At 53.0% G+C, this 24,975-nt stretch carries 24 protein-coding genes; 11 read left to right on the top strand and 13 right to left on the bottom strand.

Annotated elements, in window-relative coordinates; translation table 11 throughout:
• The first annotated feature begins 2 nt into the window (after window positions 1-2).
• The 10 genes from AC1BI1_RS00120 to hypE are packed head-to-tail and all read left to right on the top strand — an operon-like array spanning window position 3 to window position 9,043.
• Window positions 3-851 carry an FAD/NAD(P)-binding protein gene (locus AC1BI1_RS00120; RefSeq protein WP_476715231.1) on the top strand — a complete coding sequence of 283 codons (849 nt, stop codon included), beginning with the start codon at window positions 3-5 and terminating at the stop codon, window positions 849-851.
• Window positions 848-1,609, top strand: a complete 762-nt coding sequence (locus tag AC1BI1_RS00115) for an NADH-quinone oxidoreductase subunit B family protein (protein WP_476715230.1) — start codon at window positions 848-850, stop codon at window positions 1,607-1,609. The genes AC1BI1_RS00120 and AC1BI1_RS00115 overlap by 4 nt, the downstream gene beginning before the upstream one ends.
• Window positions 1,606-2,889 carry a Ni/Fe hydrogenase subunit alpha gene (locus AC1BI1_RS00110; RefSeq protein ID WP_476715229.1) on the top strand — a complete coding sequence of 428 codons (1,284 nt, stop codon included), beginning with the start codon at window positions 1,606-1,608 and terminating at the stop codon, window positions 2,887-2,889. The genes AC1BI1_RS00115 and AC1BI1_RS00110 overlap by 4 nt, the downstream gene beginning before the upstream one ends.
• Before the next feature lie 3 nt (window positions 2,890-2,892).
• Window positions 2,893-3,363, top strand: coding sequence for a hydrogenase maturation protease (locus AC1BI1_RS00105; RefSeq protein ID WP_476715228.1), 471 nt, complete (start codon window positions 2,893-2,895; stop codon window positions 3,361-3,363).
• A complete protein-coding gene (hypA, locus tag AC1BI1_RS00100; protein WP_476715227.1) occupies window positions 3,356-3,700 on the top strand; it encodes a hydrogenase maturation nickel metallochaperone HypA in 345 nt (114 codons plus the stop codon). Before AC1BI1_RS00105 ends, hypA begins: the two co-directional genes overlap by 8 nt.
• Window positions 3,701-4,393, top strand: coding sequence for a hydrogenase nickel incorporation protein HypB (hypB, locus tag AC1BI1_RS00095; protein WP_476715226.1), 693 nt, complete (start codon window positions 3,701-3,703; stop codon window positions 4,391-4,393). It abuts the gene before it with no gap.
• A complete protein-coding gene (hypF, locus tag AC1BI1_RS00090; protein ID WP_476715225.1) occupies window positions 4,330-6,648 on the top strand; it encodes a carbamoyltransferase HypF in 2,319 nt (772 codons plus the stop codon). The genes hypB and hypF overlap by 64 nt, the downstream gene beginning before the upstream one ends.
• 3 nt (window positions 6,649-6,651) lie before the next feature.
• The gene (locus AC1BI1_RS00085) at window positions 6,652-6,891 is read left to right on the top strand and encodes a HypC/HybG/HupF family hydrogenase formation chaperone (protein WP_476715224.1); all 240 of its coding nucleotides are present in this window, start codon (window positions 6,652-6,654) and stop codon (window positions 6,889-6,891) included.
• Window positions 6,892-6,894: 3 nt separating this feature from the next.
• Window positions 6,895-8,013, top strand: a complete 1,119-nt coding sequence (hypD, locus tag AC1BI1_RS00080; protein WP_476715223.1) for a hydrogenase formation protein HypD — start codon at window positions 6,895-6,897, stop codon at window positions 8,011-8,013.
• A 7-nt stretch (window positions 8,014-8,020) separates the two neighbouring features.
• Entirely contained in the window at window positions 8,021-9,043 is a 1,023-nt protein-coding gene (gene hypE, locus AC1BI1_RS00075; protein WP_476715222.1) for a hydrogenase expression/formation protein HypE, read from the top strand.
• Here hypE and AC1BI1_RS00070 read toward each other — a convergent pair.
• The 11 genes from AC1BI1_RS00070 to tyrS form a co-directional block, all read right to left on the bottom strand.
• Window positions 9,026-9,610 carry a hypothetical protein gene (locus AC1BI1_RS00070; RefSeq protein WP_476715221.1) on the bottom strand — a complete coding sequence of 195 codons (585 nt, stop codon included), beginning with the start codon at window positions 9,608-9,610 and terminating at the stop codon, window positions 9,026-9,028. The genes hypE and AC1BI1_RS00070 overlap by 18 nt on opposite strands.
• Window positions 9,611-9,668: 58 nt before the next feature.
• Window positions 9,669-10,433, bottom strand: coding sequence for a YebC/PmpR family DNA-binding transcriptional regulator (locus tag AC1BI1_RS00065; RefSeq protein ID WP_476715220.1), 765 nt, complete (start codon window positions 10,431-10,433; stop codon window positions 9,669-9,671).
• 80 nt (window positions 10,434-10,513) lie between these two features.
• Window positions 10,514-11,440, bottom strand: coding sequence for a cysteine synthase A (gene cysK / locus AC1BI1_RS00060; protein WP_476715219.1), 927 nt, complete (start codon window positions 11,438-11,440; stop codon window positions 10,514-10,516).
• A 68-nt stretch (window positions 11,441-11,508) separates the two neighbouring features.
• The gene (locus tag AC1BI1_RS00055; protein ID WP_476715218.1) at window positions 11,509-12,342 is read right to left on the bottom strand and encodes an ATP-binding cassette domain-containing protein; all 834 of its coding nucleotides are present in this window, start codon (window positions 12,340-12,342) and stop codon (window positions 11,509-11,511) included.
• Window positions 12,321-13,157 (bottom strand): cobalt ECF transporter T component CbiQ, encoded by an 837-nt coding sequence (cbiQ, locus tag AC1BI1_RS00050; protein ID WP_476715217.1) that lies wholly within the window; start codon window positions 13,155-13,157, stop codon window positions 12,321-12,323. Before cbiQ ends, AC1BI1_RS00055 begins: the two co-directional genes overlap by 22 nt.
• A complete protein-coding gene (locus tag AC1BI1_RS00045) occupies window positions 13,145-13,471 on the bottom strand; it encodes a PDGLE domain-containing protein (protein WP_476715216.1) in 327 nt (108 codons plus the stop codon). Before AC1BI1_RS00045 ends, cbiQ begins: the two co-directional genes overlap by 13 nt.
• Window positions 13,468-14,106 carry an energy-coupling factor ABC transporter permease gene (locus tag AC1BI1_RS00040; protein WP_476715215.1) on the bottom strand — a complete coding sequence of 213 codons (639 nt, stop codon included), beginning with the start codon at window positions 14,104-14,106 and terminating at the stop codon, window positions 13,468-13,470. Before AC1BI1_RS00040 ends, AC1BI1_RS00045 begins: the two co-directional genes overlap by 4 nt.
• A 108-nt stretch (window positions 14,107-14,214) precedes the next feature.
• On the bottom strand, window positions 14,215-14,406 hold the full coding sequence (locus AC1BI1_RS00035) for a CooT family nickel-binding protein (RefSeq protein ID WP_476715214.1): 192 nt from the start codon (window positions 14,404-14,406) through the stop codon (window positions 14,215-14,217).
• 15 nt (window positions 14,407-14,421) lie between these two features.
• A complete protein-coding gene (locus AC1BI1_RS00030) occupies window positions 14,422-14,865 on the bottom strand; it encodes a DUF3842 family protein (protein WP_476715213.1) in 444 nt (147 codons plus the stop codon).
• A 177-nt stretch (window positions 14,866-15,042) separates the two neighbouring features.
• Window positions 15,043-15,711, bottom strand: a complete 669-nt coding sequence (yunB, locus tag AC1BI1_RS00025; protein WP_476715212.1) for a sporulation protein YunB — start codon at window positions 15,709-15,711, stop codon at window positions 15,043-15,045.
• Window positions 15,712-15,761: 50 nt separating this feature from the next.
• A complete protein-coding gene (gene tyrS / locus AC1BI1_RS00020) occupies window positions 15,762-16,976 on the bottom strand; it encodes a tyrosine--tRNA ligase (protein ID WP_476715211.1) in 1,215 nt (404 codons plus the stop codon).
• A gap of 124 nt (window positions 16,977-17,100) precedes the next feature.
• Here tyrS and AC1BI1_RS00015 point away from each other — a divergent pair, with 124 nt between their 5' ends.
• Window positions 17,101-19,836: a transglycosylase domain-containing protein gene (locus AC1BI1_RS00015; protein WP_476715210.1), complete on the top strand. Its 2,736-nt coding sequence runs from the start codon at window positions 17,101-17,103 to the stop codon at window positions 19,834-19,836.
• A gap of 65 nt (window positions 19,837-19,901) precedes the next feature.
• Here the strand turns inward: AC1BI1_RS00015 and AC1BI1_RS00010 are convergent, their stop codons facing one another.
• Complete coding sequence (locus tag AC1BI1_RS00010) at window positions 19,902-22,268, bottom strand: endonuclease MutS2 (protein ID WP_476715209.1); 2,367 nt, start codon at window positions 22,266-22,268, stop codon at window positions 19,902-19,904.
• A gap of 11 nt (window positions 22,269-22,279) precedes the next feature.
• Window positions 22,280-24,817 carry a U32 family peptidase gene (locus AC1BI1_RS00005; protein WP_476715208.1) on the bottom strand — a complete coding sequence of 846 codons (2,538 nt, stop codon included), beginning with the start codon at window positions 24,815-24,817 and terminating at the stop codon, window positions 22,280-22,282.
• Window positions 24,818-24,975: the final 158 nt, after the last annotated feature.

Below are 24,975 nucleotides of genomic sequence, written 5' to 3'. Positions count from 1 at the left end.
GGGTGTTCAATCCTTTTAAGCCCGAACGGGCAGTAATTAAAGAGATTGTACGGGAAACCCACGATACCACTACTTATACCTTTAATTTCGTAGATGAGGATGTGCGCCGCGAATTTCGCTTTCGTCCGGGACAATTTAATATGCTCACCATCTTTGGCATCGGCGAAGCGCCCATTTCCATCAGCTCCAACCCGGCCAATACCGAAACCTTCCAGCATACCATACGCCACGTGGGCAATGTAACCAATGCCTTGGCCAAAATGCAGCCGGGCGACGTGGTAGGTGTTCGCGGCCCCTACGGGACAGGCTGGCCTCTGGATGTATTGCCTATTAAGAATCTTTTAATAGTGAGTGGCGGTATCGGTCTGGCTCCTTTACGGCCGGTTATTCACGAAATATGCCATCGCCGAAAAGATTTTGGACAAGTGGAAATTCTCTATGGTGCCCGTACGCCTGGCGATCTCCTCTATAGGGCTGAATATAACCTCTGGCGCCATATGGACATTAACCTTCGCCTGACAGTAGACAGTGTGCCCGATGGTTCGAAGTGGCAGGAGCATGTAGGAGTGGTGACAGAACTTTTCCCGTATATGTCTTCCCGCCCTGAAGATACTATCGTCTTCACTTGCGGGCCAGAAATAATGATGTCTTTTGTGGTTAAAGGGTTGCTGGCTCGCGGTTTCCGCCCGGAGCAAATTTATGTCTCCTTGGAGCGGCGCATGAACTGCGGTGTTAAAAAGTGCGGCAAGTGCCAGATCGGTCCTAAGTTTGTTTGCCGGGATGGTCCGGTCTTCGCCTATGCCGAGCTGTTAAGTCTACCAGAAGAAGTTTTAGGAGGTGCAGCCCGGTGAGCAAGCCCCGTATAGCTGTCTATAAAATGAGCTCCTGTGCCGGTTGCCAGTTGGAAATCCTCAACCTGGAACCCATACTTCTCGACCTCCTGGGGGCTGTAGAAATAAGTTATTTCGTCATGGCGCGCCGCGAAAATCAGTCTGGCCCCTATGATATCGGCCTGGTAGAGGGCGCCATTACCTGCGGAGAAGAAATTGAGCGACTGAAAAAAGCCAGGCAAGACTGTAAATACCTTGTGGCTTTAGGGTCCTGCGCGTGTTATGGAGGTCTACCGTCCATCAAAAATTGGCATCCTCAGCGCGTCATTGAAAGCCGAGTTTACGACGACTTAAGCGCCATCCATTCTACTACTGCCTATGGCATTGACTACTATGTACCAGTAGATGCTTATCTCAAAGGCTGCCCGGTGAGCCGGGAAGAACTCCTGGAATTTATCAAAGGTGCCCTACTGGGGATCAAACCCTATTTGCGGCCCCATAGCGTATGTGTAGAATGCAAGCTCCACGAAAATATCTGCCTTTTTGTTACCGAAGGAAAAGTTTGCCTGGGGCCAGTCACCTCAGCCGGCTGCGGAGCCCTCTGCCCTTCCCGCAGCAAACCCTGCGAGGGCTGTCGCGGTCCGGCCAACGATGCCAACACCGTGTCCCTGGCCCAGACCATGGCCGAATACGGCCTGCACCACAGCGACATCCTCCGGCATTTCCGGAAGTTTGCCGGTATGACGCCAGAATTTAGCAAAGGGGCGGAGGCTGTATGAGCGAATTAGCTATCAAGGTGGATTACCTGGCCCGGGTTGAAGGTGAAGGGGCTATAAAAGTTAAAGCCAAGGACGGTAATATACTTGAGCTGGAACTTAAAATTTTTGAGCCTCCGCGTTTCTTCCAGGGTTTCCTGGTCGGGCGCAAATTTGACGAAGTTCCAGAAATAGTCTCGCGCATCTGCGGCATCTGTCCGGCGTCTCATCAGATAACGGCTATTCAAGCCCTGGAAGACGCCTTAGGTATTGAGCCCAGCCAGCAGACTAAAGATCTGCGCCTGCTTTTAGCTCTAAGCCAATATATCCAGAGCCATACTTTGCATATCTACTTCCTGGCTTTGCCCGATTTTTTGGGTTATGAGAGCGCCATTGCCATGGCCAAAGACCATCTGCCGGCAGTACAGAGGGCTTTAAAACTCAAGCGCCTGGGCAATGACTTGACCGCCCTGGTAGGCGGCAGGGAAGTCCATCCCGTTACTCCCACCATCGGGGGCTTCACTTCTGTCCCCACTCGTCAAGAACTGCAGGCCATGGGTGAAAGATTAAATGAGGCTCGCGAGGATGCCCTGGCCACCATAGACCTGGTGAATTCGCTAACCATCCCTGCCTTTGAGCGCGAATGTGAACATTTGGCTTTATCTGAAGAAAATGCCTATGCCATCAACAGCGGCCGGCTAATTTCTACCAAAGGCCTGGATATTTCGGCTTGGCAGTACCGCAACCATATCAAGGAGCGGCACATCCCCCACTCCAATGCTCTCCATTCTTATGTCGAAGGGAGAGGAAGCTTCCTCGTGGGGCCCTTGGCCAGAGTTAATTTAAATCTGGATAAACTTTCTCCTGCAGCGCGCCAGGCCGCCCAAGCCACCGGCATTTTCCCCACCTTTAATCCCTTTTACAGTATAGTGGCTCGGGCTATAGAGCTACTGCATAGCATCGATACCTGCCTGGAAATAATCGGCCGCCTGGATCCTCAGCCGGAGGAAGTGCCCTACTCCGTCCAGGCGGGTCAGGGGTTCGCCCTAACTGAGGCCCCGCGGGGCACCCTCTACCACAGCTACCGGATTAACGATCAGGGCCTGGTGGAGGAAGCAGATATTGTTACCCCCACTGCTCACAATGTCGCCAACATGGAAGAAGACCTGCGGGCCTTCGTGCCAGGTGTGCTGGATCTGCCGTTAGAAGAGGCTACTTTAAAGTGCGAAATGGTCATTCGTAACTATGACCCCTGTATCTCCTGCTCTGTCCATTTCTTGCGGCTGGAGATCGAGAGGGAATAAACCATGGCCAAAGTAGTTATTGGCTGCGGTAACCCCTTAGCCGGCGATGACGGAATAGGTTTAAAGGTAATTGAAGAATTGTTGCGCCGGGGACTCCCGCCGGAAGTTAAGGCCATTCCGGCCGGTCTCCCCGGCCTGACTATCCTGGGGCTTCTAAGAGGAGCCCAACAGGCTATAATCGTCGATGCTGTAGATGCCGGTCAGGAGCCGGGCACCATAATATGCTGTCAAGAAAAGGATCTGGCTAAGCTTCCCTTTCGCAGTCTCTCCCTTCATAGTGTGGGCATTGCTGAAGCCTTAGCTTTGGGTCGTTTAGTAGAACCGGCTACTTTCCCGCCCCGGCTCACCTTTGTGGCCATACAAATCGGGGAGATAAAACTCGGTCAAAGGGCCTTAAGCCCGCTGGTAGCTGCCGCCCTACCCTTAGCCGTGGACACCGTATACCAGCTTCTAGAAGGTGAACCCCATGCATGAATTGGCCCTGGCGGAAGCAGCTGTGAACCTGGTAGCCCAGGACGCGGCCAGGAGAGGCATTAGAAAGGTTACGGAGGTAAAACTCTTAATAGGCGAATGGACAGCCGTCTTACCCGAAGCCTTCCGGCTGGCCTTTGACTGCGCCACTCAGGGCACCCTACTGGAAGGAGCAAGGCTAGATATCGAGACCGCGCCTGCTCGAGCTTTGTGTTCAAATTGCGGCATAGAGTTCCGCCCTGAGGAATGGTTTTTGCTCTGCCCCCGGTGCCAATCCCCTGACGCCCAGCTTCTATCAGGCCGGGAAATGGAAGTGGTTTCCTACGGAGGTGAAATATAAATGGCGGAGTTTAAAGTTATCCTGGCCCAAGATCTGCGCCAGGCCACCCGTGAACAAGCTGCAGAAAATAGGGCCCGATTGGCTGCTAACGGTATAACCGCCATCAATCTAATAAGCAGCCCCGGTGCAGGCAAAACCAGCATACTAGAAGTTACCGTTGCTTGTTTAGCTAAAGATATAAAAATCGGGGTTATTGAAGGCGATATAGCCACCAGCCGCGATGCTGCTCGCCTAGCTAAGTGGAAAGTACCGGTGGTACAGATAAATACAGCCGGCGCCTGCCACCTGGATGCGGCCTTGATTGCTGCCGCTTTACCCGAACTCCCTTTACAGGAACTGGACCTGCTCTTCATCGAAAACGTGGGCAACCTGGTCTGCCCGGCGGAGTTTGATCTGGGCGAAGACCTTAAAGTTTGTATTTTAAGCGTCTCCGAAGGAAGCGATAAACCTTTAAAATATCCCCTTATTTTTAAGGAGGCCCGGGCTCTTCTTTTAAACAAAATCGATCTTTTGCCCTATACCGACTTTGATATGGAAGCTTTCCGGCAAGATATTAAAAAACTTAATCCTAACCTGACCGTCCTGCCCGTCTCAGCTCGCACCCAAGAAGGCTTTGAGGACTGGTGTTCATGGCTGAAACAGCTGGTGACTTCCAAAAAGAAAGCGTCCGCCCTGTGCGGCGCTACCGCTTAATCTTGCGAGGAATAGTCCAGGGTGTAGGCTTTCGACCTTTTGTATATCGCCTGGCCCAAAGTTGGGGCATCCGGGGTGTAGTATATAATGCCAGCGCGGGAGTCTGTATTGAGGCCGAAGGGGAAGAAGGCCAGGTGCAGGGTTTTATCCGGGAAATTTTAACCCGGCCTCCCCGCCTGGCCAAAATTGCCGGCTGGCAACAAGAAGAATTAACTCCTTGCGGCTTTCAAACCTTTACCATTGAGGCTAGCGTAGTCGGAACAGATCAGCAGGTAATAGCTTCCCCGGACGTAGCTTTATGCGGTGAGTGTCAGAGGGAGGTGCTGGACCCGGCCGACCGGCATTACCGTTACCCCTTTACCAACTGTACTTCCTGCGGCCCCCGTTTCACCATAATCTATAGCCTTCCCTACGACCGCAGCCGCACGGCTATGGCTCCTTTTGCCCTTTGCCCGGATTGTGCCGCTGAATATGCCGATCCCGGCAACCGGCGTTTCCATGCCCAACCAGTGGCCTGCCCGGCCTGTGGGCCGCGGGTGATACTTTTAGACCATAAAGGGCAAAGGGTGCCCGGCGACTGGGCAGAACGGGCAGGGGAGTTCCTCAGGCAAGGCTGTATCCTGGCCATTAAAGGCCTGGGAGGGTTCCATTTAGCCTGCGACGCTACCAATAATTCTGCCGTAGGTTCTTTACGCCAGCGCAAGGGCCGTCAGGGAAAACCCTTCGCCGTTATGGCCAGGGACCTGGAAATTGTAAAGAAATATTGTTATATTAGCGAAGCCGAAGCCGCACTTCTCTCTTCCCCGGCAGCTCCTATCGTCCTCCTCGGCCTGCGCCCGGGAACTGATCTTTCCCCTCTGGTGGCACCGGGTTTAAGTACCCTGGGTGTAATGTTGCCCTATACTCCCCTGCACCTTCTGCTCCTAAAAGCCGGACCGCCCCTTCTGGTAATGACCAGCGCCAATCCCAGCGATCTACCCCTGGTTAAAGAAAACGAAAAAGCCTTACAGGAGCTTGCCGGAATAGCTGATTATTTTATCTGCCATAACAGGGAAATAGTAAACCGCTGTGACGATTCCGTGATAGCCTTGCGGCTCGGGTATACCCATTTTTACCGGCGCTCCCGCGGTTATGTACCCCAGGCCATTCCAGTGAGCTTGCCTACGGGCCCGGATGTCCTGGGAGTGGGGGGTGACCTGAAAAATACTTTCTGTCTGCTTAAAGGGGAAGAGGCTTTCTTAAGCCAGCATATTGGAGACCTGGCTGCGCTAGAAACACGGGAGGCCTGGCGTGAAGCCCTGGAGCGTTTACAACTTTTGACCGGGGCCAATCCCCAAATAGTGGCTTGCGATCTGCACCCCGGGTATTATTCCACCCGGTTGGCCCAAGGATTAAGTTCCCAACTCGTCCACGTCCAGCACCACCACGCCCACCTGGCCAGCTGCCTGGCCGAAAACGGTGCTACCGGGCCGGTTTTGGGGGTAATCTGCGATGGCACCGGTTATGGGTTGGATGGAGCCGTCTGGGGGGGCGAGATAATAAAAGGTTCGTACGATGATTTTCAGAGGATCCTCCACCTGCGTTACCTACCCCTGCCGGCCGGCGATCAGGGCGTCCGCCATCCCTGGTATATGGCCGTAAGCTATCTTTATCATTGCCTGGGGCCGGAAGAAGGAGAAGCCGCTGCCCGTGAGCTATTCGGCCAGCAGGGGCTACGTTTAGAGGTTGTCCTGCAGATGTTGCGCCGCAAATTTAACCTTACACCCACTTCCAGTATGGGCCGCCTTTGCGATGCCGTGGCTGCCCTCTGCGGTATTTGCCTGGAAAATACTTATGACGGCCAGGCGGCTTGTGAACTGGAGGAAGCCGCGCTGGCTTGCGGTGAGCTGGAGAGACTTCAACCCTATCCCTTTATTTTGACTGATGAAGAAATGGATCCAGCCCCTATGATAAAATCAATATGGGAAGAACTAAAGCGCGGTACACCCAGCGCTGTTATAGCCGCCCGTTTCCATCGTACTTTGGGAGAAATGATCCTCCAGGCCGTGGAAAGAGCCTCGGAAATTACCGGCTTGCGCCTGGTAGCTCTAAGCGGCGGCGTATGGCATAATAGACTACTACTGGAAGCAGTAAATCAGGGTCTTAAAAGCAGAGGATTTATTGTCTATATTCACCGTCTCGTGCCTCCCAATGACGGCGGCCTGGCCCTGGGCCAAGCTGCTGTAGCCCGAGCCACTTGGAGAAAGGGGATTTGAGGAATGTGTTTAGGGATACCGGCCCGGATCATCACTATTGAACCTGATGGACTACAAGCCACAGTGGAAAGCTGGGGAATAAGGGCTCAGGTGAGCCTGGCCCTGGTCGAGGATTGCCGGCCTGGTACTTATGTCCTGGTACATGCCGGCCATGCCATCAGTATAATTGATGAAAAGGAAGCTGAGGCTCGACTAACTCTATGGCAGAACATGGCAAGCGGCGAACGCACAGGAGTTGACTAAAAATTGGATATATGGAGCATGTATCGTCAAAAGGAGCTGGCAGCCCGACTCTTGTCTAAGGTTAAGTCCCTATCCCAAGAGATAGCTGATAAATTGGGCCGCCGTCCGGTAGTGATGGAAGTCTGCGGTACCCATACGGTAGCCCTGGGCCGTACAGGCCTGCGCAGCCTTTTAGCCAATTATTTAGATCTAAGGAGCGGGCCGGGCTGCCCTATCTGTGTAACTGCCCCGGAAGACATTGATTACATGCTGTTCCTGGCCCGCCAACCGGGAGTTGTCATAGCCACCTTCGGCGACATGTTACGGGTACCTGGCAGCAGGGGTTCGCTGGAAAAGGCCAGAACAGAAGGCTGCCAGGTCCAGGTGTGTTACAGCCCCAGGGAAGCCCTGGACCTAGCTCGTTCAAACCCGGAAAAAGAAGTGGTTTTCTTAGCCATAGGCTTTGAAACTACAGCTCCGGCAGTAGGATTAACTGTTAAGGAAGCTTTCGCCCTCGGACTGAGAAATTTTACCATCTTTAACGCTCATAAATTGGTACCGCCTGCCCTGGCCGCCCTAGCTGGTGATCCCGAGTTAAAGCTGGACGGGCTTCTCCTGCCCGGTCATGTTAGCGCCATCCTGGGACGCCGCGCTTACGCTTTTCTGGCAGAAAAATATAATTTACCGGCAGCCATTGCCGGCTTCGAAGCCATAGACATCCTTGGCGCCCTGCTGGAACTGCTGGTCCAGATTAAAAAAGGGGAAGGGCAGGTTATCAATGCTTATCCCCGGGTGGTTACAGAAACTGGTAATTACAAAGCCCAAGAAATTTTAAAAGAAGTGTTCGTGCCGCGAACGGCCAATTGGCGCGGGCTGGGCCTTATTCCAGAAAGTGGCCTCCAATTAAAGGCCCCTTATCTCGAATTCGACGCCACCCGGCGCTGGCCCCTGGAATTAAAGCCCGTCCCGCCACCGCCCGGCTGTCGCTGTGATAGCATCCTTAAAGGGCGTTTCCTGCCCCCGGAGTGTCCCCTCTTTGCTCGCCAGTGTACTCCTCTAGAGCCGGTGGGTCCCTGTATGGTTTCTTCCGAAGGCTCCTGCGCCGCCTATTACCGTTATTCGAGGAATAAGGATGGAGGATAAGACAGGTATGGAAAAATACAATAGTTTAAAAGGTGTTATCACTTTAGCCCACGGCGATGGAGGTGAATTAACGCATGACCTGATTACCCGATTGTTTTTGAAATACTTTGACCACGAAGCCTTGCAACCTTTAAACGATGCCGCCCTTCTCCCCGTTATTCCCGGGCGTCTGGCTCTAACGACCGATTCCTTTGTGGTCAAGCCCCTCTTTTTCCCCGGGGGAAATATCGGATCTTTAGCCGTCAACGGTACTGTCAATGACCTGGCTGTAAGCGGCGCCAGGCCTCTTTATTTGACCTTGGCCCTGATTTTAGAGGAGGGTTTACCCCTGCCAACCCTGGAAGAGGTCCTGGCTGCCGTGGCCAGAGCAGCTAGGGAAGCAGGTGTAGGTATTGTAGCCGGAGACACCAAGGTAGTGGAGCGGGGGCATGGCGACCAGATCTACATCAATACTACGGGTTTGGGGGTGATAGCGGATAACCTTGACCTGGGGGTCCACCGCATCCGGCCGGGAGATGTTTTTATGGTGAGCGGCTCGGTAGGAGAGCATGGCCTAGCTGTTCTCTCCGCCAGGGAAAATTTTGGCTTGACTGGTCTGCAGAGTGATTGTGCCGCTCTGCATACTTTAATTCTACCTTTACTGGAAGCTTTCCCTAAAGAAATTAAATGGCTCCGCGATCCCACCCGGGGCGGGCTGGCCACTGCCGCCAAGGAACTGGCTCTCAGCGCTAAAATGGACGTAGTCCTGGAGGAGGAAGCCATTCCTGTGAGTGATAGCGTGCGCGGGGGTGCCGAAATCCTCGGCCTGGATTACCTCTACCTGGCCAACGAAGGCAAGTTCTGCGCTGTGGTTGATCGAACTGCTGCCGGTGAAGTCCTGGCCTTCCTCCAGAGCCACCCCTTAGGCCGACAAGCAGCCGTCATCGGAGAGATAAGGGAGGGAACAGGCCGCGCAATCTTGCGGACTTCCTTAGGCGCTACGCGCGAACTCTATCTTTTAAGCGGCCTCCAGCTACCGCGCATCTGCTGAATAATATTCATCCAGATTGTCCAGGGCTTGCAATAATTCCTCCTCAGACTGGAACTCGGCCTGGCCCTGGCGTATTCGCTCCTGCCACTGGGGAGGTAATTCAGTAAACTTTAATTCCAGCACACGTTCCAGCCTGCCGGAACTTCCCGCGGGGCCCTGGTAAACAGCCACCCGGCCTTCGAACTCGGCCAGATGACGCTTGGAGGCATCGGCCGGGCAGAGGCCTTCTATCTCCTGGGATATAACGAGACGGCCTGATTTTTCTTGCCGTATAACCCAACCGTCTTTAGAAGGAAAAATAACTTCCAGTTCCTTTTTGCCTGCCCACCGCCATTCCACACCAGGGGGTAAAGGTATCTCTTCCCGGTGCGCGCAGTCGCGATAAACCTTTTCTATCCGCGGCTTGGGACGCAGGAACTGCGGTAGGGCCCAACCCGGTATCTCCCAAGAAGTCACAGGGGAAAACTTACCCTTCAGTCCCTCCCCTTTAGGCCAGAAAATGAAAGGAGTGCTTACAATGGCCAGGGCTAAAATCGCCAATAAGAAACGCCGGTAGCTAGATTTCATAAGTAAACCTCCTTTAGTTTACCATAATCTAGCATTACCGGCGTGACAGTATTTTATACTAAGCTGATTGCCCTAACTGTTCCATAATCTCCTCGGGAATATCAAAGTTGCTAAAAACAGCCTGAACATCATCATGATCCTCCAGAAGATCTACCAGCTTTAGTACTTTAGCGGCGGTCTCAGGATCATTGATAGTAACGGTATTATTGGGTACCATCTGCACCTCGGCACTTGCAATTTCAGCGCCGGCCTGGGCCAGGGCCTGACGAACAACTTCTAGATCTTCCGGAGCAGTATATACTTCCAGGATTTCCGGATCACTATCATCTACATCTTCAGCACCGGCTTCAATGGCCTGCAGACTAATTTCTTCCCGCTTGTCCCCGGGCGGCACCGCAATATTTATGACTCCTTTAGGCTGGAACATCCAGGACACACAGCCGCTCTCCCCTAGGTTACCACCGTTGCGGGAAAAGATATAGCGTATCTCGGCTGCCGTACGGTTACGGTTATCGGTGGCAATGTTGAGAAGCAGGGCTACACCGCCCGGGCCGTAACCTTCATATGTTACTTCTTCATAAGCAGCACCCTCAATCTCTCCGGTACCGCGCATGATAGCCCGCTGGATATTTTCATTGGGCATATTCGCTGCCTTGGCCTTCTGAATAGCTGCCTTAAGGCGCGGATTAGCCTCGGGATCGCCTCCGCCTAACCTGGCGGCAATGATTAATTCGCGCCCGATCTTGGTAAACAGCTTACCTCGTTTTTCGTCCATTTTAGCCTTGCGGTGCTTAATATTGGCCCACTTGGAATGTCCAGCCACCTCATCTTCCCCCCTCTCTTTTTCTTTTTGCCATTCTAGCATATTCTCAGGCGGCAGTGCAAGGAGCACAAAAATAGGGATTAGGCATTATTAAACTTAAAAAGCTCCGTGCTCAAATATCTCTCACCCGTATCAGGAGCGATGGTCAACACCCGTTTACCCTTTCCCAACCGCCGGGCTACTTGCAAAGCCGCATAAACAGCTGCTCCCGAAGAAATGCCGACCAGAATCCCTTCTTCCCGTGCCAGGCGGCGGGCTGTCTCCATGGCCTCTTCATTACCTACGGTAAGGATTTCATCGACCACCTCTCGTTTGAATACCTTAGGAACAAAGCCAGCGCCAATTCCCTGGATCTTATGGGGTCCCGGTTGCCCGCCGGATAATACCGGTGAAGCAGCCGGTTCCACGGCAATTATTTGTACATGGGGCAACTCTCTTTTCAAAACCTCGCCGACACCGGTGATAGTTCCGCCCGTACCCACACCGGCCACAAAGGCATCCAGGTGGCCTCCCATCTGTTCCAGAATTTCCCGGGCAGTAGTTTCCCGGTGGATGGCAGGGTTAGCCGGGTTTTCAAACTGCTGAGGCATAAAATAGTGAGGATTTTCCCTTACCAGCTCGCGCGCTTTTTCCACCGCCCCCCGCATACCTTCGGTTCCAGGGGTAAGGATAAACTCCGCTCCAAAGGCAGCCAGGAGCTTACGTCTCTCGATGCTCATGGTTTCCGGCATGATCAAAATCAGCCGGTAACCCCGCGAGGCAGCAACCATGGCCAGCCCTATACCCGTATTGCCGCTGGTGGGCTCCACGATGGTATCCCCCGGCTTTAAACGCCCCTCTTTTTCCGCCTGCACAATCATACTTAGAGCAATCCGGTCTTTTACGCTAGAACCGGGGTTAAAAAACTCCAGCTTAACCCATACTTCGGCCCCTTCACCCGCCAGGCGGTTCAACTTCACTACCGGCGTCTGCCCGATCAGCTCAGTTATGTTTTCTACTACCCGCATGGTAACCCTCCTATTCTCTTCCTTCTGCGCAGTCTAATTCCTACTAATTCTATCTTTATATGGTAATTTTAACTCCCTGAAAACTTACTGTCAATGAGGGAGTCTAACAGTTGCCTGGCGCCGGGGACGTCGCGAGGTAATCTGTTTTGTTCCGGAATAAAGCCCTGGAAAATTTGGGCTACTAGAGGTAGACGCAAGTCGGCAGCAGCTACCACGCTTTCATCTAGCAGGAGCTCAGGCCCGCCTTGGGCCAGCAGGCGACCTTCCATTAAAATAATTACTACCTCAGCCCACGAAGCCGCAAAATCCACATCGTGGGTAGCTACGATGAGGGTCTTGCCCTGCTGGTGCAATCTGTCCAGGATAGCCTTGACACCAATCTGTCCAGCAGGATCCAGATAAGCCATAGGTTCATCCATTACAATAATTTCGGGTTCCATGGCCAAAACCCCGGCGATGGCCACTCGCTTTTTCTGGCCGTAACTCAGGTGATAAGGGGGTTTCTCCCGATAGGCTAGCATACCGACTGCGCCCAGGGCAGACCGCACCCGCTCTTGTACCTCGGCAGGTGTTAGGCCTAGATTTCGCGGGCCAAAGGCCACATCCTCTTGCACGGTACTGGAAAAGACCTGATCATCCGGGTCTTGAAATACCAAACCTACCCGCGAGCGCACCCAGCGCTCTGTTGCCGGAGTGACTTCCCGGCCTGCCACCCACACCCTGCCGCGCTGTGGCAGGTGGATACCGTTAAAATGCAACAGTAGAGTAGACTTACCCGCTCCATTAGGGCCCAGCAGCGCTACTTTCCTGCCACGCTCGATAGATAAAGAAAGGCCCCGCAGGGCCAGTGTACCATCTTTATATCTAAAGTGCAAATCTTCTACCTGGATAATATGCTCCATGGCCATCCCCCCAGCTCTAGCAACCGCAAGCCCAAAGCCGTACCCAAGATGCTGAAGCCCCACGCGAAATCGCTCCCGGCCGGCCGGGTGGTAGGAGTGGCGGCCACAGAGTAACTACCGGTAAATCCCCTGGCCAGCATGGCCTGATAAATGCGCTCGCTCCGCTGCCAGGAACGCAGGAAAAGCACACCTATCAGTTGGCCCAAAACATAAAAAGTATATGTTGCCGCCAGGCTGTGGCCGGCTTTAAAACAGCGGGCCTTACAGGCCAGATACATACGCCTCAGTTCATCGCCGATGACCAATAAGTAGCGCACGGCAAATTCTATTAGTTGTACCAGCACCGGCGGGAGGCGCAAACTTTTTAAAGCCAGCATAAGTTCACTAAAAGGAGTGGTACCGACAAGCAAAGCAGCTGCCAGCATAGCGTTAATCAGGCGCAAGGTTAGTAGCAGCACCCGGTGACCTCCTTGCCTGGTCAAGGTAACTGCCCAGGGCCCCAAAGTTACCTGCTGCCACGGCTCACCGGGCGTTACTATAGGTAGCAGCAGGATTAAGCTGGCCACCAACGGTACCACCCATACCAAACGTCCAGCCAGCCACCTCCACGATAAGCCGGAAAAAGTTATTAATATTAACAGAAAAATTGTACCCACAGCCAGTAGGGAAAAAGAAGTAAGACCGGTAACCAGACCTATAAATCCAACTATAGCTATTAATTTGGTCCTGGCCTCCAGTCTGTGGAGGGGGGAAGGGCCCTTGTCCTTACGGAGCGAAAACCCGCCTTCTACTTGGTGAAGATTCATCTCGCACATAGGCGGTCCCTTCTATTGTGGCCAAGTTTAATAAACACCTTGCTCAACACAAACATGACCCCAAAAGTTAAAAGGGTGCCGGCAATCCCCGCCAGGGCAGTGGCCAAAGCCTCGTTCTGGATTCCCGGAAAAATGTAGTCCGGCATTAAGCCGGCGATTATTCCTTTACCTTCCGCCAGGTGCAGAAAACCCTGATCTTCTGCTACGCGTTCTAACCCATCGGGGCTGGAAGAAGCTACAGGTGAGAGAAAAGCCGCCACCACCAAAGCCATAAGCAAAATAATAAAGATGTTGCCTTTCCTTGTGGCCGTCATTGCCTCTCAGCCTCCACCCCGTAGTATTTGAACGCGGGCTCTAACAAGCCGCTACGGTTTACAAAGGCTACTACTGCGCAAGTGATAAAACCTTCCCCAATACCAATTAATGCGTGCCACCCCGCCATAGCCGGCAGCACCACCGAAACAGAAATAGTGCCCGCCAGGGCCAGTTCCAGGGCCGCAGCGATAGCAGCAGCTACAATAGAACACCAGCTTCCCAGGAAGATAGCTAGTGGCCGCCTGATACCCAGGAATCGGTAAATTAAATGAGCCACCAAAGGCGCTATCACCGCCATATTTAACACATTAGCTCCCAGGGCTGTAATGCCGCCATCAGCAAAGAAAAGGGCTTGAATAATCAGTACTGTAGTCAAAATAAGGCTGGCACTCCAGGGCCCCAACAGAGCTGCAGCCAGGGCTGCGCCCAAAAGATGCCCGGACGTCCCTCCACCCACCGGGAAATTAACCATTTGAGCAGCAAAAATAAAGGCAGCCATTACCCCCAGAGCAGGCACTTGCCGGTCTTGGAGGGATTCCCGCGTTTTTTTAAGGCTGTAACTTACGGCAGCGCTGCTCAAAGCCGCCGCACCCAGCCAGGTTTTAGCATCCAGAAACCCGTCAGGAATATGCATAGTCACCACCCTCTTTAATTAACTTAATTAAAAAAATAAACCACCGAAGCTTTTGTCTAGCCTCCGTGGCTTATTGCTAACCTCCATGGCAGCAATTTATTAATACCCTTATTCAATTTCTTCCAGGAGTATTTTATGATCTACCAGGGCCATTTCTTTAATCCGAGCTCGTAACATCTTTCTTTTGCCAAAAATATCCTCCAGTAAAATACCCTCTTCCTGAGGAATTACCCGGTCCACGCTTTCTAACACCAGCTCTTCCCTGTCTCCTTTTAAAAGATAAGCATTAGCCTCGCACATATCTATTCCTCCTCGTTACTCGCCCACCTGACCCCCCGTCTTGTCCCTCCCGCTGGCCCACTCCTTTAGCCTTGCTACCAGGGCATCTATCAAGTGAGGCAAAGGTTCATCGACCACCCCTATTACTTCTACCCTGGAGCGGTTGAGGGGAAGAAGCAACTTTAAGGCTGGGCTGGCCGCTATACTGGCCGCCATGCGGGGCGTAACTTCCCCCAGCATTCCTTCCGCCAGGACAATGGCCAGCGAGCCTACAATTACATCCACCAGCGGGGCATTCCGTACGATGGCGTTTTCTCCCGTCGCCCCTTCATTGGCACCGGCCTTAAGCATGGCCGCCGTGGCCATGGCGTTGGTACCTAAGGCCAGAATTTCTACTTCCGGTGGCAACTCTTTCCGGATCTTGGTGCAAATATGTTTTCCTATACCGCCTCCCTGCCCATCGATAACCGCAATACGCAAAAAACATCTCTCCTAGAATATTGCCTTATACAAAAAGGCCACAGGAATCCACTGCCGGCGCCTTTCCGGCTGGTGACCTCCTCGTGGCCAGACATCCAGCGCGGCCTCCGATGACCGCTTCCTAAAAAATATTATTCGCCTTTCAAAGAAAAAATCCTGCTTATCCAAGGCAAGAAATTAAAAGCTAGGAGACCGCAATATACCTTTGCTGGGCTCCGAGCCCAGGGAAAGATACATCTGGGGCACTGGCCCCACAATAATGGCCTCGGCTAAAGGTATCTGGGACGCTACCTTTACCTTTTCCTCCAGCATAGGAGCTACGACCTGAACGTTGCCCTCTACTTGCAAATAGATGCGGTGACGGGTCTGGTTAATGCCAGCAGCCTCAAAGGTATCTCCCAGGGTAACAGCTACCGTACCTAAAGGAATTAAACTTAAGGGGATGGGCGGGCCATAGGCAGCCAGAAGCCGCAAACCTAGTACTTGCCCCAGGGGCAAGGAATAAGTTCGGCCTTTTAACTCGGCCAGCCTCTTCTGGATAGCCAGTTGCGCCTCCGCCTGTATCCTGCTGATGCGCAATACATCGGCCTGCATAAAGACCACTTGGCGGCTATTGTCGCTGGCCGGCTGGATCAGGTCATGATATTTTATGTCCCCGACCACCTGCTCCAGGACCGCTTTATGAATAGCTTCAGTGGCCACCCACTGCGCCTGGGCTACTGCCAGCCTTTCTATAGCAGGCTTTAGCCGCCACTCGAACAAGAGAAAAAGGAACAAGCAGGAAAGGACCAACAAAACCAATACTTTTTCCCGTCGCTGCCCTGGCCGGCGCCATCGCCGCCGCATACTTTCACCTCCATATAGAAAGTATACGCGGCTTTTAGCCAAAGGTGCTGTCAACCTTGGTGGCGGAGGCGGGCAAATTTGCGCTTACCTACCTGGAGCACAGCGTCGGGGATTATTTCGACCTCAGCTTCGGGGTCCTCTATTCTGGTGCCGTTAAGTTTGACTGCCCCCTGCATAATTAACCTACGGGCCTCGCTGGTACTTGGCGCCAGCCCCGCATATACCAGAAGCTTAGGCAGCCACATCCTGGATTCCTTCACCGTTACTTCCGGAATCTCCGTAGGGATTTCCCTTTCCTGGAAAACTTTGCGAAATTCAGCTTCCGCCTGATAAGCAGCGGCCTCGCCATGATAAAGTTTTACAATTTCCCGCGCCAGGTACATCTTGGCATCGCGCGGGTGCAAGCTGCCCTCGGCCAAGCCGTGGCGTACAGCCGCCAGCTCCTCCAGGGAAAGGGGGGTCACCAGCTCAAAGTAGGTAAGCATTAGCTCGTCAGGCAGAGACATTACCTTACCGTACATTTCTTGGGGAGGCTCATTGATGCCGATGTAGTTACCCAGGCTTTTGCTCATCTTTTGCACACCGTCCAGGCCCGGTAGGATGGGCATCATGAGGGCCACCTGGGGTTCCTGGCCGTATTCCCTTTGCAAGTGCCGCCCCATAAGGAGGTTAAACTTTTGGTCGGTCCCTCCCAATTCTACATCAGCCTGCAACGCAATGGAATCATAGCCCTGCATTAGAGGATAAAAAAATTCGTGGAGACTAATGGGGCGCTCTTCCTGGTAACGTCTGGCAAAGTCTTCCCTCTCCAACATGCGGGCCACCGTAATCTTGGAGGCCAGCTCAATTACTTCAGCAAAGGTTAATTTTTGTAACCAGGTACTGTTAAAAGTGACCTCAGTCCTGGCAGGATCCAGTATTTTAAAAATCTGCTCTTTATAGGTTTCGGCATTAGCCAGCACTTCCTCTTCGCTGAGCTGCCTGCGGGTTTCGGATTTACCAGACGGATCGCCGATGCGGCCCGTGAAATCGCCAATAATAATAATTACCTGGTGACCCAACTCCTGAAACTGGCGCAATTTATGGAGAACTACCGTATGACCCAGATGAATATCTGGCGCTGTAGGATCCAGACCCAATTTGATCCGTAAGGGCCGGCCGGTAAGCAAAGAACGGCGTATTTTTTTAATAAGATCTTCCTCCGGAACAATTTCGGCCGTTCCGCGGCGAATTACAGTCAACTGCCTGGCAACCTCTTGTTCCAAAGACAATCATCCTTCCCTTTATATACCTGTTTCTAAAGTTTAGCATAAGGCTGTATGGGGTTTCAAGCTAGTCTCCAACTATGCTATAATGGAAAGAGCGCGAAAGGAGGTCAGCCCCAGGGGGATGACAGCAGAAAAAAAGAAGGTTCGACGCAAGTTAAATGTATTCCGTCTTTTATTGTTGCTTTTTAGTCTTTTGGCCCTGGTGCTGGTTGGGGCAGGAGCAGGCTTTGCCATCGGCATTATTAAAAGCTTGCCCCGCTGGGACCCGGGAAACTTAAAAATGGCCTTGACCACTTCCCTGTACGATAAAGATAACAATGTTTTTGCTACTCTGCACGGAGGAGAAAACCGACTTCCTGCTTCTCTGGAAGAAATTCCCGATTACTTACAAAAAGCTGTCATAGCCATCGAAGATGCCCGCTTTTATCAACATCATGGCATTGATTTGCGGAGCATTGCTCGAGCAGCTTTTACTAACTTAATGTACAGGCAAATTAAAGAAGGCGGGAGCACCATTACCCAGCAATTGGCTAAAAACGCTTTCATCGAAAACCCCCAGCGCACCTTCAGGCGCAAGATCCAGGAAGCCATTCTAGCCTTGCAGCTCGAACGCATTTATACCAAGGAGGAGATCTTGGAACAATACTTGAATATTGTCTACTTCGGTCCAGGCGCCTATGGAGTGAAAGCAGCAGCTGAGGTGTATTTCGGTAAGGATGTAAAGGACTTAACTTTAGCCGAGAGCGCTCTTTTAGCAGGGCTTATTCAGAGCCCGGCCCGCTATTCGCCTCTGATCAAGGGCAACGAGCAGGCAGCCAAAGAGCGCCAAGCTGTAGTCCTGGCCAATATGGTAAAGTACGGTTTTATTGATCAGGCTCAGGCTGATAAAGCCTTGCAGGAAAAACTTGTCTTTAACAACCAGCCTCTCAAGACTACTCCCAAGTATCCCTATTTTGTGGATGCTGTAATAGAAGAAGCCAGTCAGTTATTAGAGGAAAACGGAATCGATTCTGGTGAGCTTTTCCGCGGGGGTCTCCGCGTCTACACCACCCTGGATCCTAAAATTCAGGCCAAAATGGAAGAAGTATACAGCAACCCGGCTAACTTTCCTAAGAGTGCCTCAGACCGCCAAGTGGAGAGCGCCATGGTAGTTCTGGACCCCCATACCGGAGAGATAAGGGGTTTGATAGGAGGCCGGCAGTATACCGCCCGCCGGGGTCTAAACCGGGCCACCCAGGCCGAACGCCAGCCCGGATCTACCATCAAGCCCCTAGTAGTCTATGCTCCGGCCCTGGAGAAGGGATTTCCGCCGGCGACGGTAATTGATGATGTACCCACCACTTTTCCCAGTTCACCTAAACCTTTTACCCCTGTCAATTACGACGGCCGTTATCGCGGGCTTATTAGCATGCGAGAGGCCATACGCTGGTCAGTTAACGTAGCCGCCGTTAAAATGCTTCACACTATCGGCGTGGATACCGGTTTTCAGTATGGCAAAAATTTAGGCCTGCCTCTCAAAGACAGTGACCGACACCTGGCCCTGGCTCTGGGCGGCATAACCTCCGGGGTAACCCCTTTGCAGATGGCTGCAGCTTATGGAGTTTTTGCCAACCAGGGCGTCTATGTCACCCCTCATACTGTTACCCGGATCACCGACAGCGCAGGCCGCGATTTGGTGGTTAATACGCCCAAGCAGAGAGTTGTTATGAGCGAGCAGATTGCTTATCTCATGACCGATATGCTCCAGACTGTAATCAAATCTGGTACCGGCCAGCGGGCCCAGATCGGCCGGCCGGCAGCAGGTAAAACGGGTACCACTTCTCTGCCCGATCTGCCCGCCTTCAAGGGCCTGGATGGCTCAACGGATGCTTGGTTTGTAGGCTATACGCCGGAACTGGTGGCCGCTGTCTGGATGGGTTACGACCAGACCGATCCCAAGCATTACCTGCGAGGTGTAGCCGGAGGTAGTTATCCTGCTCTGATCTGGAGGCAAGTAATGCAAGAAGCTTTAAAAGGGGTACCGGTAAAGGATTTCCCGCGCCCGCCGGGGATTGTATATGCTGATGTGGATGCTAAATCCGGCCTTTTGCCCAGCGAGCTGACACCCAAAGAATTTATTATTAAGGAGATATTTACCGCTGATATGGTTCCGAAAAAGGTGTCGGATGTGTGGGTGCAGCTCCAGGTGTGCACCACTACGGGGCAACTGGCCTCTCCTAATTGTCCCAGCGTAACTCAGGGCGTCTTTCTTAAACGCCCGGTTCCTTATACAGGATCGGTCCAGCCCGAAGACGCCTACCTGGAAGCTCCCAAAGAAGTTTGTACTCTCCACGGTTCGGGCCAAGCTAACGTAGTCAAAATTTGTACCGATCCCCGCCATAAAGGTAAGCCTGTTCTGGCCAATATCCCTGGCCCGGGTCAACAAGGGGGATGCCCTCCTCAGTACGTGCAAACCAAGGAATTTCCACCTGGTGCCGCTCCCACAGAGCGCTGCGACCTGCCCGACCACCAGATTGGGAAGTCCACTTCAGGGCAACCCGGCGCACCCGCACCACCTCCGGCGCCAGAATTACAGGTTCAGGTAGATATGGGACTGGGCAATGGCCGGGTCCAGGTAAAGCTTACTTGGGACACGGGTGGTGAAAAGAATTACCTTTATTCTGTCGAGCGCCGGGAAAATAGTACCCGCAAAAGCTTAACCATCACCCCTGAAACTTCTTATATAGATGCTGGGGTTAAACCTGGAAAAATCTATATATACCGGGTTCTAGCCATTGATCCCCACACTCAGCTCAGTACCCCTTCCAATGAAGTGACAGTTAATATCCCTACTGGTAACACTAAAAGAGAAAATTAAACAAAAATAACCGGATCGATCTTAAAAAAGGCCTGCGGTTAATATGCGGAGCCCGCAGGCCTACCTTATTTCAATTCCACAATTGTTACCCCACTTCCCCCCTCCCCTGCGCCTCCATAGCGGAAGTTTTTTACCAACGGATGGGAGCTGAGGTAGTTATGCAGAGCTGCGCGCAAGGCGCCGGTACCTTTACCATGGATAAGGCTGACCACTTTTAACCCGGCCAGGTAGGCATCATCGAGGTACTTATCGGTCTGGTGGCAGGCTTCATCTACTGTGAGGCCCCTAAGATCGATTTCCGGTTTTATGAGCCCCGGTCCTGTCGGTAGCACTGTCCACCCGCCTTGAGCCCCAGCCTTTCTTTTCTCCCCATCGTCCTTTATCAGCCGCAATTCGCTAAGTTTAAGATTAACTTTCAAGGTTCCCACCTGCACTGTTACTTCTCCCTGAGCATTAGGAAAGCTAAGAACTTCCCCTTTCTGTTTTAAGGGGAGAACAAGGACCACGTCACCCGGGGCCAGGGCGGCAGGCGGTGAGCCTGGTGGCGACGGTTGGTATTCCAGGGCCTTGTCCTCCACCTCTTTACTCAAAAGATTCAATTTTTGCCGGGCAAAACGCAAAACTTTAAGCTTCTCTTCCCGGTCTTCCTCGGCCAGGGCTCGCTCCAGCTTTTTCATTAATTCGCTGGCTTCCAGCCGGGCCCGGCGCACTATACTCTCGGCTTCTGCCCGTGCCTTTTCCATGATCTCCGCTGCCCGCTTACGCACTTCCTGCCGTTCTTTTTCCAGTTCCTCCCGCAACCTGTAGGCTTCCTGGCGCAGAGTTTCTGCTTCCAGCAAGGCCTTCTCGCTGGCCTTACGCTCTTCCACCAGACTCCGGATCATTTGGCTTACCTGTTTCTGCTCTTCCGACAGGTAAGCCTTCGCCCGCTCAACTACTTCTTCCGGCAAACCCAGACGGCGGGCGATAATAAAAGCATTGCTCTCTCCCGGAGTGCCTATGAGCAGGCGAAAGGTCGGCCTTAAAGTTTGGCTGTCAAATTCTACTGCTGCATTTTCAACCCGGGGCGTAGCATAAGCATAAGCCTTTAAATCGCTGTAATGGGTGGTAACTACCACCTTGGCCCCGCAGCCGGCCAGATAATCTAGAATGGCCATGGCCAGGGCAGACCCCTCTGTAGGATCGGTACCGGCGCCCAGCTCATCCAGTAAAACCAGGCTGCCGGGCTGCACCATCCGCAAAATACCTACAATGTGGCTCATATGGGAAGAAAAAGTGCTTAAAGACTGCTCGATGCTCTGTTCATCTCCGATATCCGCAAAAACAAGAGCCCCCACGGACACCTCGGCCTTCTGGGCGGGTAAATGCAGGCCGCACTGGGCCATTAAGGTAAAAAGGCCGATGGTCTTCAGGGTAACGGTCTTTCCCCCGGTATTGGGGCCGGTAATAATCAGAGTGTCGAAATCTTCTCCTAGGCGCAAGGTAATGGGTACCGCTTCCTCACGGAGAAGGGGATGGCGCCCACCTAAAATCTTCCAGCTGCCCCGGTTGTTTATTACCGGCGGCACGGCATGCATTTTATGGCTTAAAATGCCTTTGGCCAGGATAAAATCCACTTGTGCCAGCGCCCTCAATGTTTGCAGCAAAGCCTCTTTTTCCTTGCCCACCAGGTGAGACAACCTAGCTAAAATCGCCGCTACTTCCTGCTCTTCGGCGGCTAGCATCCGCCGCAGTTCATTGTTCAGCTCCACCAAGGCCATGGGCTCTATAAAAAGGGTAGCCCCGCTGGCCGACTGGTCATGGATCAAGCCGGGCACCTGGTGACGGTATTCCTGTTTGACGGGCAACACATACCGATTGCCGCGCACGGTATAGATATGGTCCTGCAGGTATTTCTGCATCTCGGGCGAACGCAAATAGGAGTCCAGACGCTCTTTTATTTCCTCTTGCAAAGCCCGTATGCGCTGCCGTAGGCTGAAAAGCCTCGGTGTAGCTTCACCCTTTACCTGGCCGTCCACTCCGATGGCCTTGGCAATTTCCTCTTCCAGGCGGCGAAACTCACCAATCCGGGTAGCCCAAGATTTAAGCAGGGGGAAAGGTCCCTCTACCTGTAAGATAGCCTTCTTTATCCGCCGGCCGGCAGCCAGAGTGCCGGCCACAGCCAAAAGTTCTTCTCCCGTAAGGGAGCCCCCGGCGGCAGCTCTTTCTACCTGGGGTCGGATATCCTTGATTGTACCAAGGCTACAGTCCGGACAGAGGCGCAAAAGAGTACACGCTTCTTCTGTCTCCGCCTGGCGCCTTTGGACTTCATCTATATCGGTTGTAGGCTGGAGGCTTTCTACCAGTTCTTGGCCCAAGGGAGAACTGCAACAATCTTTAAGGCGCTTAAGGATCTTGTCCAGCTCCAGTTTTTCCAGCGTTTTCTCCTCCACCAACACTCCCCCTAAGATACTCCGCGGAAATAATGACCGCGAGTAATATCCTTCCCGGTCACGGCAGCCAATTCCTTGGCCAGCGCGGCCAAGACCTCCTTCTCTCCCTCCCTTAAGCACGCCAGAGCCTGGCGGTAAAGGCCGGTTACCCGACGTATATAGGGACCTTCCTTATCCCTCAATTCCAGGCGTACAAAGCTGATTCCCAACCCCTGAAGAAGGCTCAAATGTTCTAGGACATCCAGGGTCTTGGGGTTATACAGATAGAAGCGGCAACGGGTATCGGCCGTGACGGGAAAAATTAACCCCAGGCGGTCCTTTAAACCGAAGGTTCCCCTCCGGCAAGGGGCCGAACAGTGTACCCCTAGTTTTTTGTCCCCCAGGCGGGCCCCCAAAACGCAGTGGGCCGAAACCATCAGCGGCAATGCTCCGTGCACAATCACTTCCAGGGGAAGAAAAGGAGCCACCCCCTTAATCTCTTTCAGGTTCAATTCGGGCGAAAGGGTCACTCCTTCCAATCCCCAAAACTGGAGAGCCCTCACACTAAGGTCATTAAAAATATTTAAAGTATAGTCGCCCCAGCCGGTCAAGCCATACTGCCGTAAAAGCTGTATGCCGCCTAAATTGCCCACCAAAAAACGCTGTGCTCCTGCCTGGATTAATTGCTCCAGCTTTCTCTGAACTTCAGCTATTTCTACCTCATGCCAAATGCGGGGCAAAGCCGGGATCAAGCTTATCTCCTGGCGGGCAGAACTTTTTAGTAACTGAGCCAGTTCTGAAGGGTGCGGGGCCTTTTTACCCTGCCATACCTCTCCGCTTAAATATATCCGGTTGGCTCCGGCTTCTATGGCGGCCGCTACACCCTCCAGATCGCCCACGGCGACAGCTAAAGCGGGTACTTCCCACTTTTCCCTTACCCCGGTCGGTGAAACTTCCGGCCCTAGTCTTTCGGCTAACAGAACCGCCAGAGCGCGGTCAAATTCCTGAAAGGACGGCACCGGCCGAGGCCAGCTGGCCACCCGCCTGGCAGCGAGGGTGGCTATGGCTTCCCGGCGCACCTGGTTGATTACACTTAGAGGAACCATGGCCTCGCCCTTTAGATTCACCTTTAAATCTTTAAGCTCATAGGGTGTATTGCCCAGCCGGTCCAACTGAATCCGCAATACTTCTTCCGTGAGAGGGTGTTTCCTGGCTATTTCCGCCGGCACAGCGGAAACAGCCTCGCCTGCATTCCCCTGGGGATCGGTCACCTGTAACTTAAAAGGTTCACCCGGTGCCACCCACACCTCCATGGTTACCGGGATCTTCCGCTCCTCCCGGGGCGAAGTATAGCTCCGGCGCGCCCTGCTCAATAGCTCAGCATCGCTGGTTTTAAACACGCGGTCTCCTGGCCGGGCTACCGGGGGTAAAGCCAGGGAAACCACCGACCCTGCTGGTGCTTCTTCTACTTGCCGGCCATCAATCCTTATATCTTCGATCACCAGGCCGGGGTGGCCGCCACGCCGGACCCAAACTTCCACCCCATCGCCCCGCTTCAAAGGGGTTTCCAATTTTACGCGGTAAAAACCGTTCTTCTCTTGGGCCAAGATTCTTCCCAAATAAATACCCCGGTTACTGGGGCGGCCGTAGCTCATCAGCTCGGCTCCCGGGTCGCCTAAGACATAACCGGTGGTAAAATCACGGTTAAAAATTTGAGCTATATCCCGGCTTTCTTCAGGGTTCACAGCAAAGTCCCGGGGATTTTCCAGGAAACGATCAATGGCCCGCCGGTAAGCCCGGGTAACAACAGCCACGTATTCGGGCCGTCGCATGCGCCCCTCAATTTTAAAAGCATTAACCCCTGCTTCTATTAACCGCGGAACCAACTCGAGGGTGCACAGGTCCCGCGTGCTGAGGAGGTGCTCAGCTGCCCCTTCTATCTCTCGCCCTTTTTCGTCCACCAGGGTATAAGGCAGCCGGCAGGGCTGGGCGCACCGGCCGCGATTGCCACTCCTGCCGCCCACCAGACTGCTTAACAAGCACTGACCAGAGTAAGAGTAGCAAAGGGCTCCGTGTATAAAAACCTCTAATTCTATATCGCATTCCTTCCGGATGAGGGCGATATCTTCTAAGGACAATTCCCGGGCCAGCACCACCCGTTTAAGCCCCATCTCGTACAGAAATCTTGCTCCGGCGGCGTTGGTTACCGTCATCTGGGTGCTGCCAATGAGCTTAAGCTCGGGTAGAAGCTTACGGGCCGCCCAGGCCAGCCCCAAATCCTGGACTATAACCCCGTCTACGCGGCTTTCCCCTAGAGAATAAAGGTAACGTAAAGCTTCTTCGAGTTCGCTATTTTTGAGCAAAGTATTTACCGTAACATAAACCTTGACGCCGCGCTCATGGGCATAAGCGATAGCCTCTTGTATCCCCTGCAAAGTAAAATTTTCCGCAAACTGCCGCGCATTAAATTGTTGTCCGCCCAAGTAAACAGCATCGGCACCGTTGGCCACCGCTGCCCTTAAAGCCTCTTCATTACCCGCAGGCGCCATAAGCTCTACACTATAGGTCAAACTTCGTCCCGCTCCTTTTATCTAGGTACTAATTTATTGTATCACAATCTTTATATTATCTACAAAAATGCCCCTCTAGAGGAAGCTGTCAAGTGGAGCTAGGTAATTTTTTTGATTTTGTTTGTCTCCAATGGTAAGTGGGTATTTATGTATAGTAT

Source organism: Thermanaeromonas sp. DSM 22490, from assembly GCF_056378755.1.
The sequence above is the reverse complement of the archived record's forward strand: the minus strand, read 5'-3'. Positions and strand labels throughout refer to the sequence as shown.

Bases quoted from the DNA above. Each gene is read 5' to 3' on its own strand.
- AC1BI1_RS00110 (WP_476715229.1), top strand. From the start codon at position 1,606: ATGAGCGAATTAGCTATCAAGGTGGATTACCTGGCCCGGGTTGAAGGT.
- AC1BI1_RS00105 (WP_476715228.1), top strand. From the start codon at position 2,893: ATGGCCAAAGTAGTTATTGGCTGCGGTAACCCCTTAGCCGGCGATGAC.
- hypA (WP_476715227.1), top strand. From the start codon at position 3,356: ATGCATGAATTGGCCCTGGCGGAAGCAGCTGTGAACCTGGTAGCCCAG.
- hypB (WP_476715226.1), top strand. From the start codon at position 3,701: ATGGCGGAGTTTAAAGTTATCCTGGCCCAAGATCTGCGCCAGGCCACC.
- hypF (WP_476715225.1), top strand. From the start codon at position 4,330: ATGGCTGAAACAGCTGGTGACTTCCAAAAAGAAAGCGTCCGCCCTGTG.
- AC1BI1_RS00085 (WP_476715224.1), top strand. From the start codon at position 6,652: ATGTGTTTAGGGATACCGGCCCGGATCATCACTATTGAACCTGATGGA.
- hypE (WP_476715222.1), top strand. From the start codon at position 8,021: ATGGAAAAATACAATAGTTTAAAAGGTGTTATCACTTTAGCCCACGGC.
- AC1BI1_RS00070 (WP_476715221.1), bottom strand. From the start codon at position 9,610: ATGAAATCTAGCTACCGGCGTTTCTTATTGGCGATTTTAGCCCTGGCC.
- cysK (WP_476715219.1), bottom strand. From the start codon at position 11,440: ATGCGGGTAGTAGAAAACATAACTGAGCTGATCGGGCAGACGCCGGTA.
- AC1BI1_RS00055 (WP_476715218.1), bottom strand. From the start codon at position 12,342: ATGGAGCATATTATCCAGGTAGAAGATTTGCACTTTAGATATAAAGAT.
- cbiQ (WP_476715217.1), bottom strand. From the start codon at position 13,157: ATGTGCGAGATGAATCTTCACCAAGTAGAAGGCGGGTTTTCGCTCCGT.
- AC1BI1_RS00045 (WP_476715216.1), bottom strand. From the start codon at position 13,471: ATGACGGCCACAAGGAAAGGCAACATCTTTATTATTTTGCTTATGGCT.
- AC1BI1_RS00040 (WP_476715215.1), bottom strand. From the start codon at position 14,106: ATGCATATTCCTGACGGGTTTCTGGATGCTAAAACCTGGCTGGGTGCG.
- AC1BI1_RS00035 (WP_476715214.1), bottom strand. From the start codon at position 14,406: ATGTGCGAGGCTAATGCTTATCTTTTAAAAGGAGACAGGGAAGAGCTG.
- yunB (WP_476715212.1), bottom strand. From the start codon at position 15,711: ATGCGGCGGCGATGGCGCCGGCCAGGGCAGCGACGGGAAAAAGTATTG.
- AC1BI1_RS00015 (WP_476715210.1), top strand. From the start codon at position 17,101: ATGACAGCAGAAAAAAAGAAGGTTCGACGCAAGTTAAATGTATTCCGT.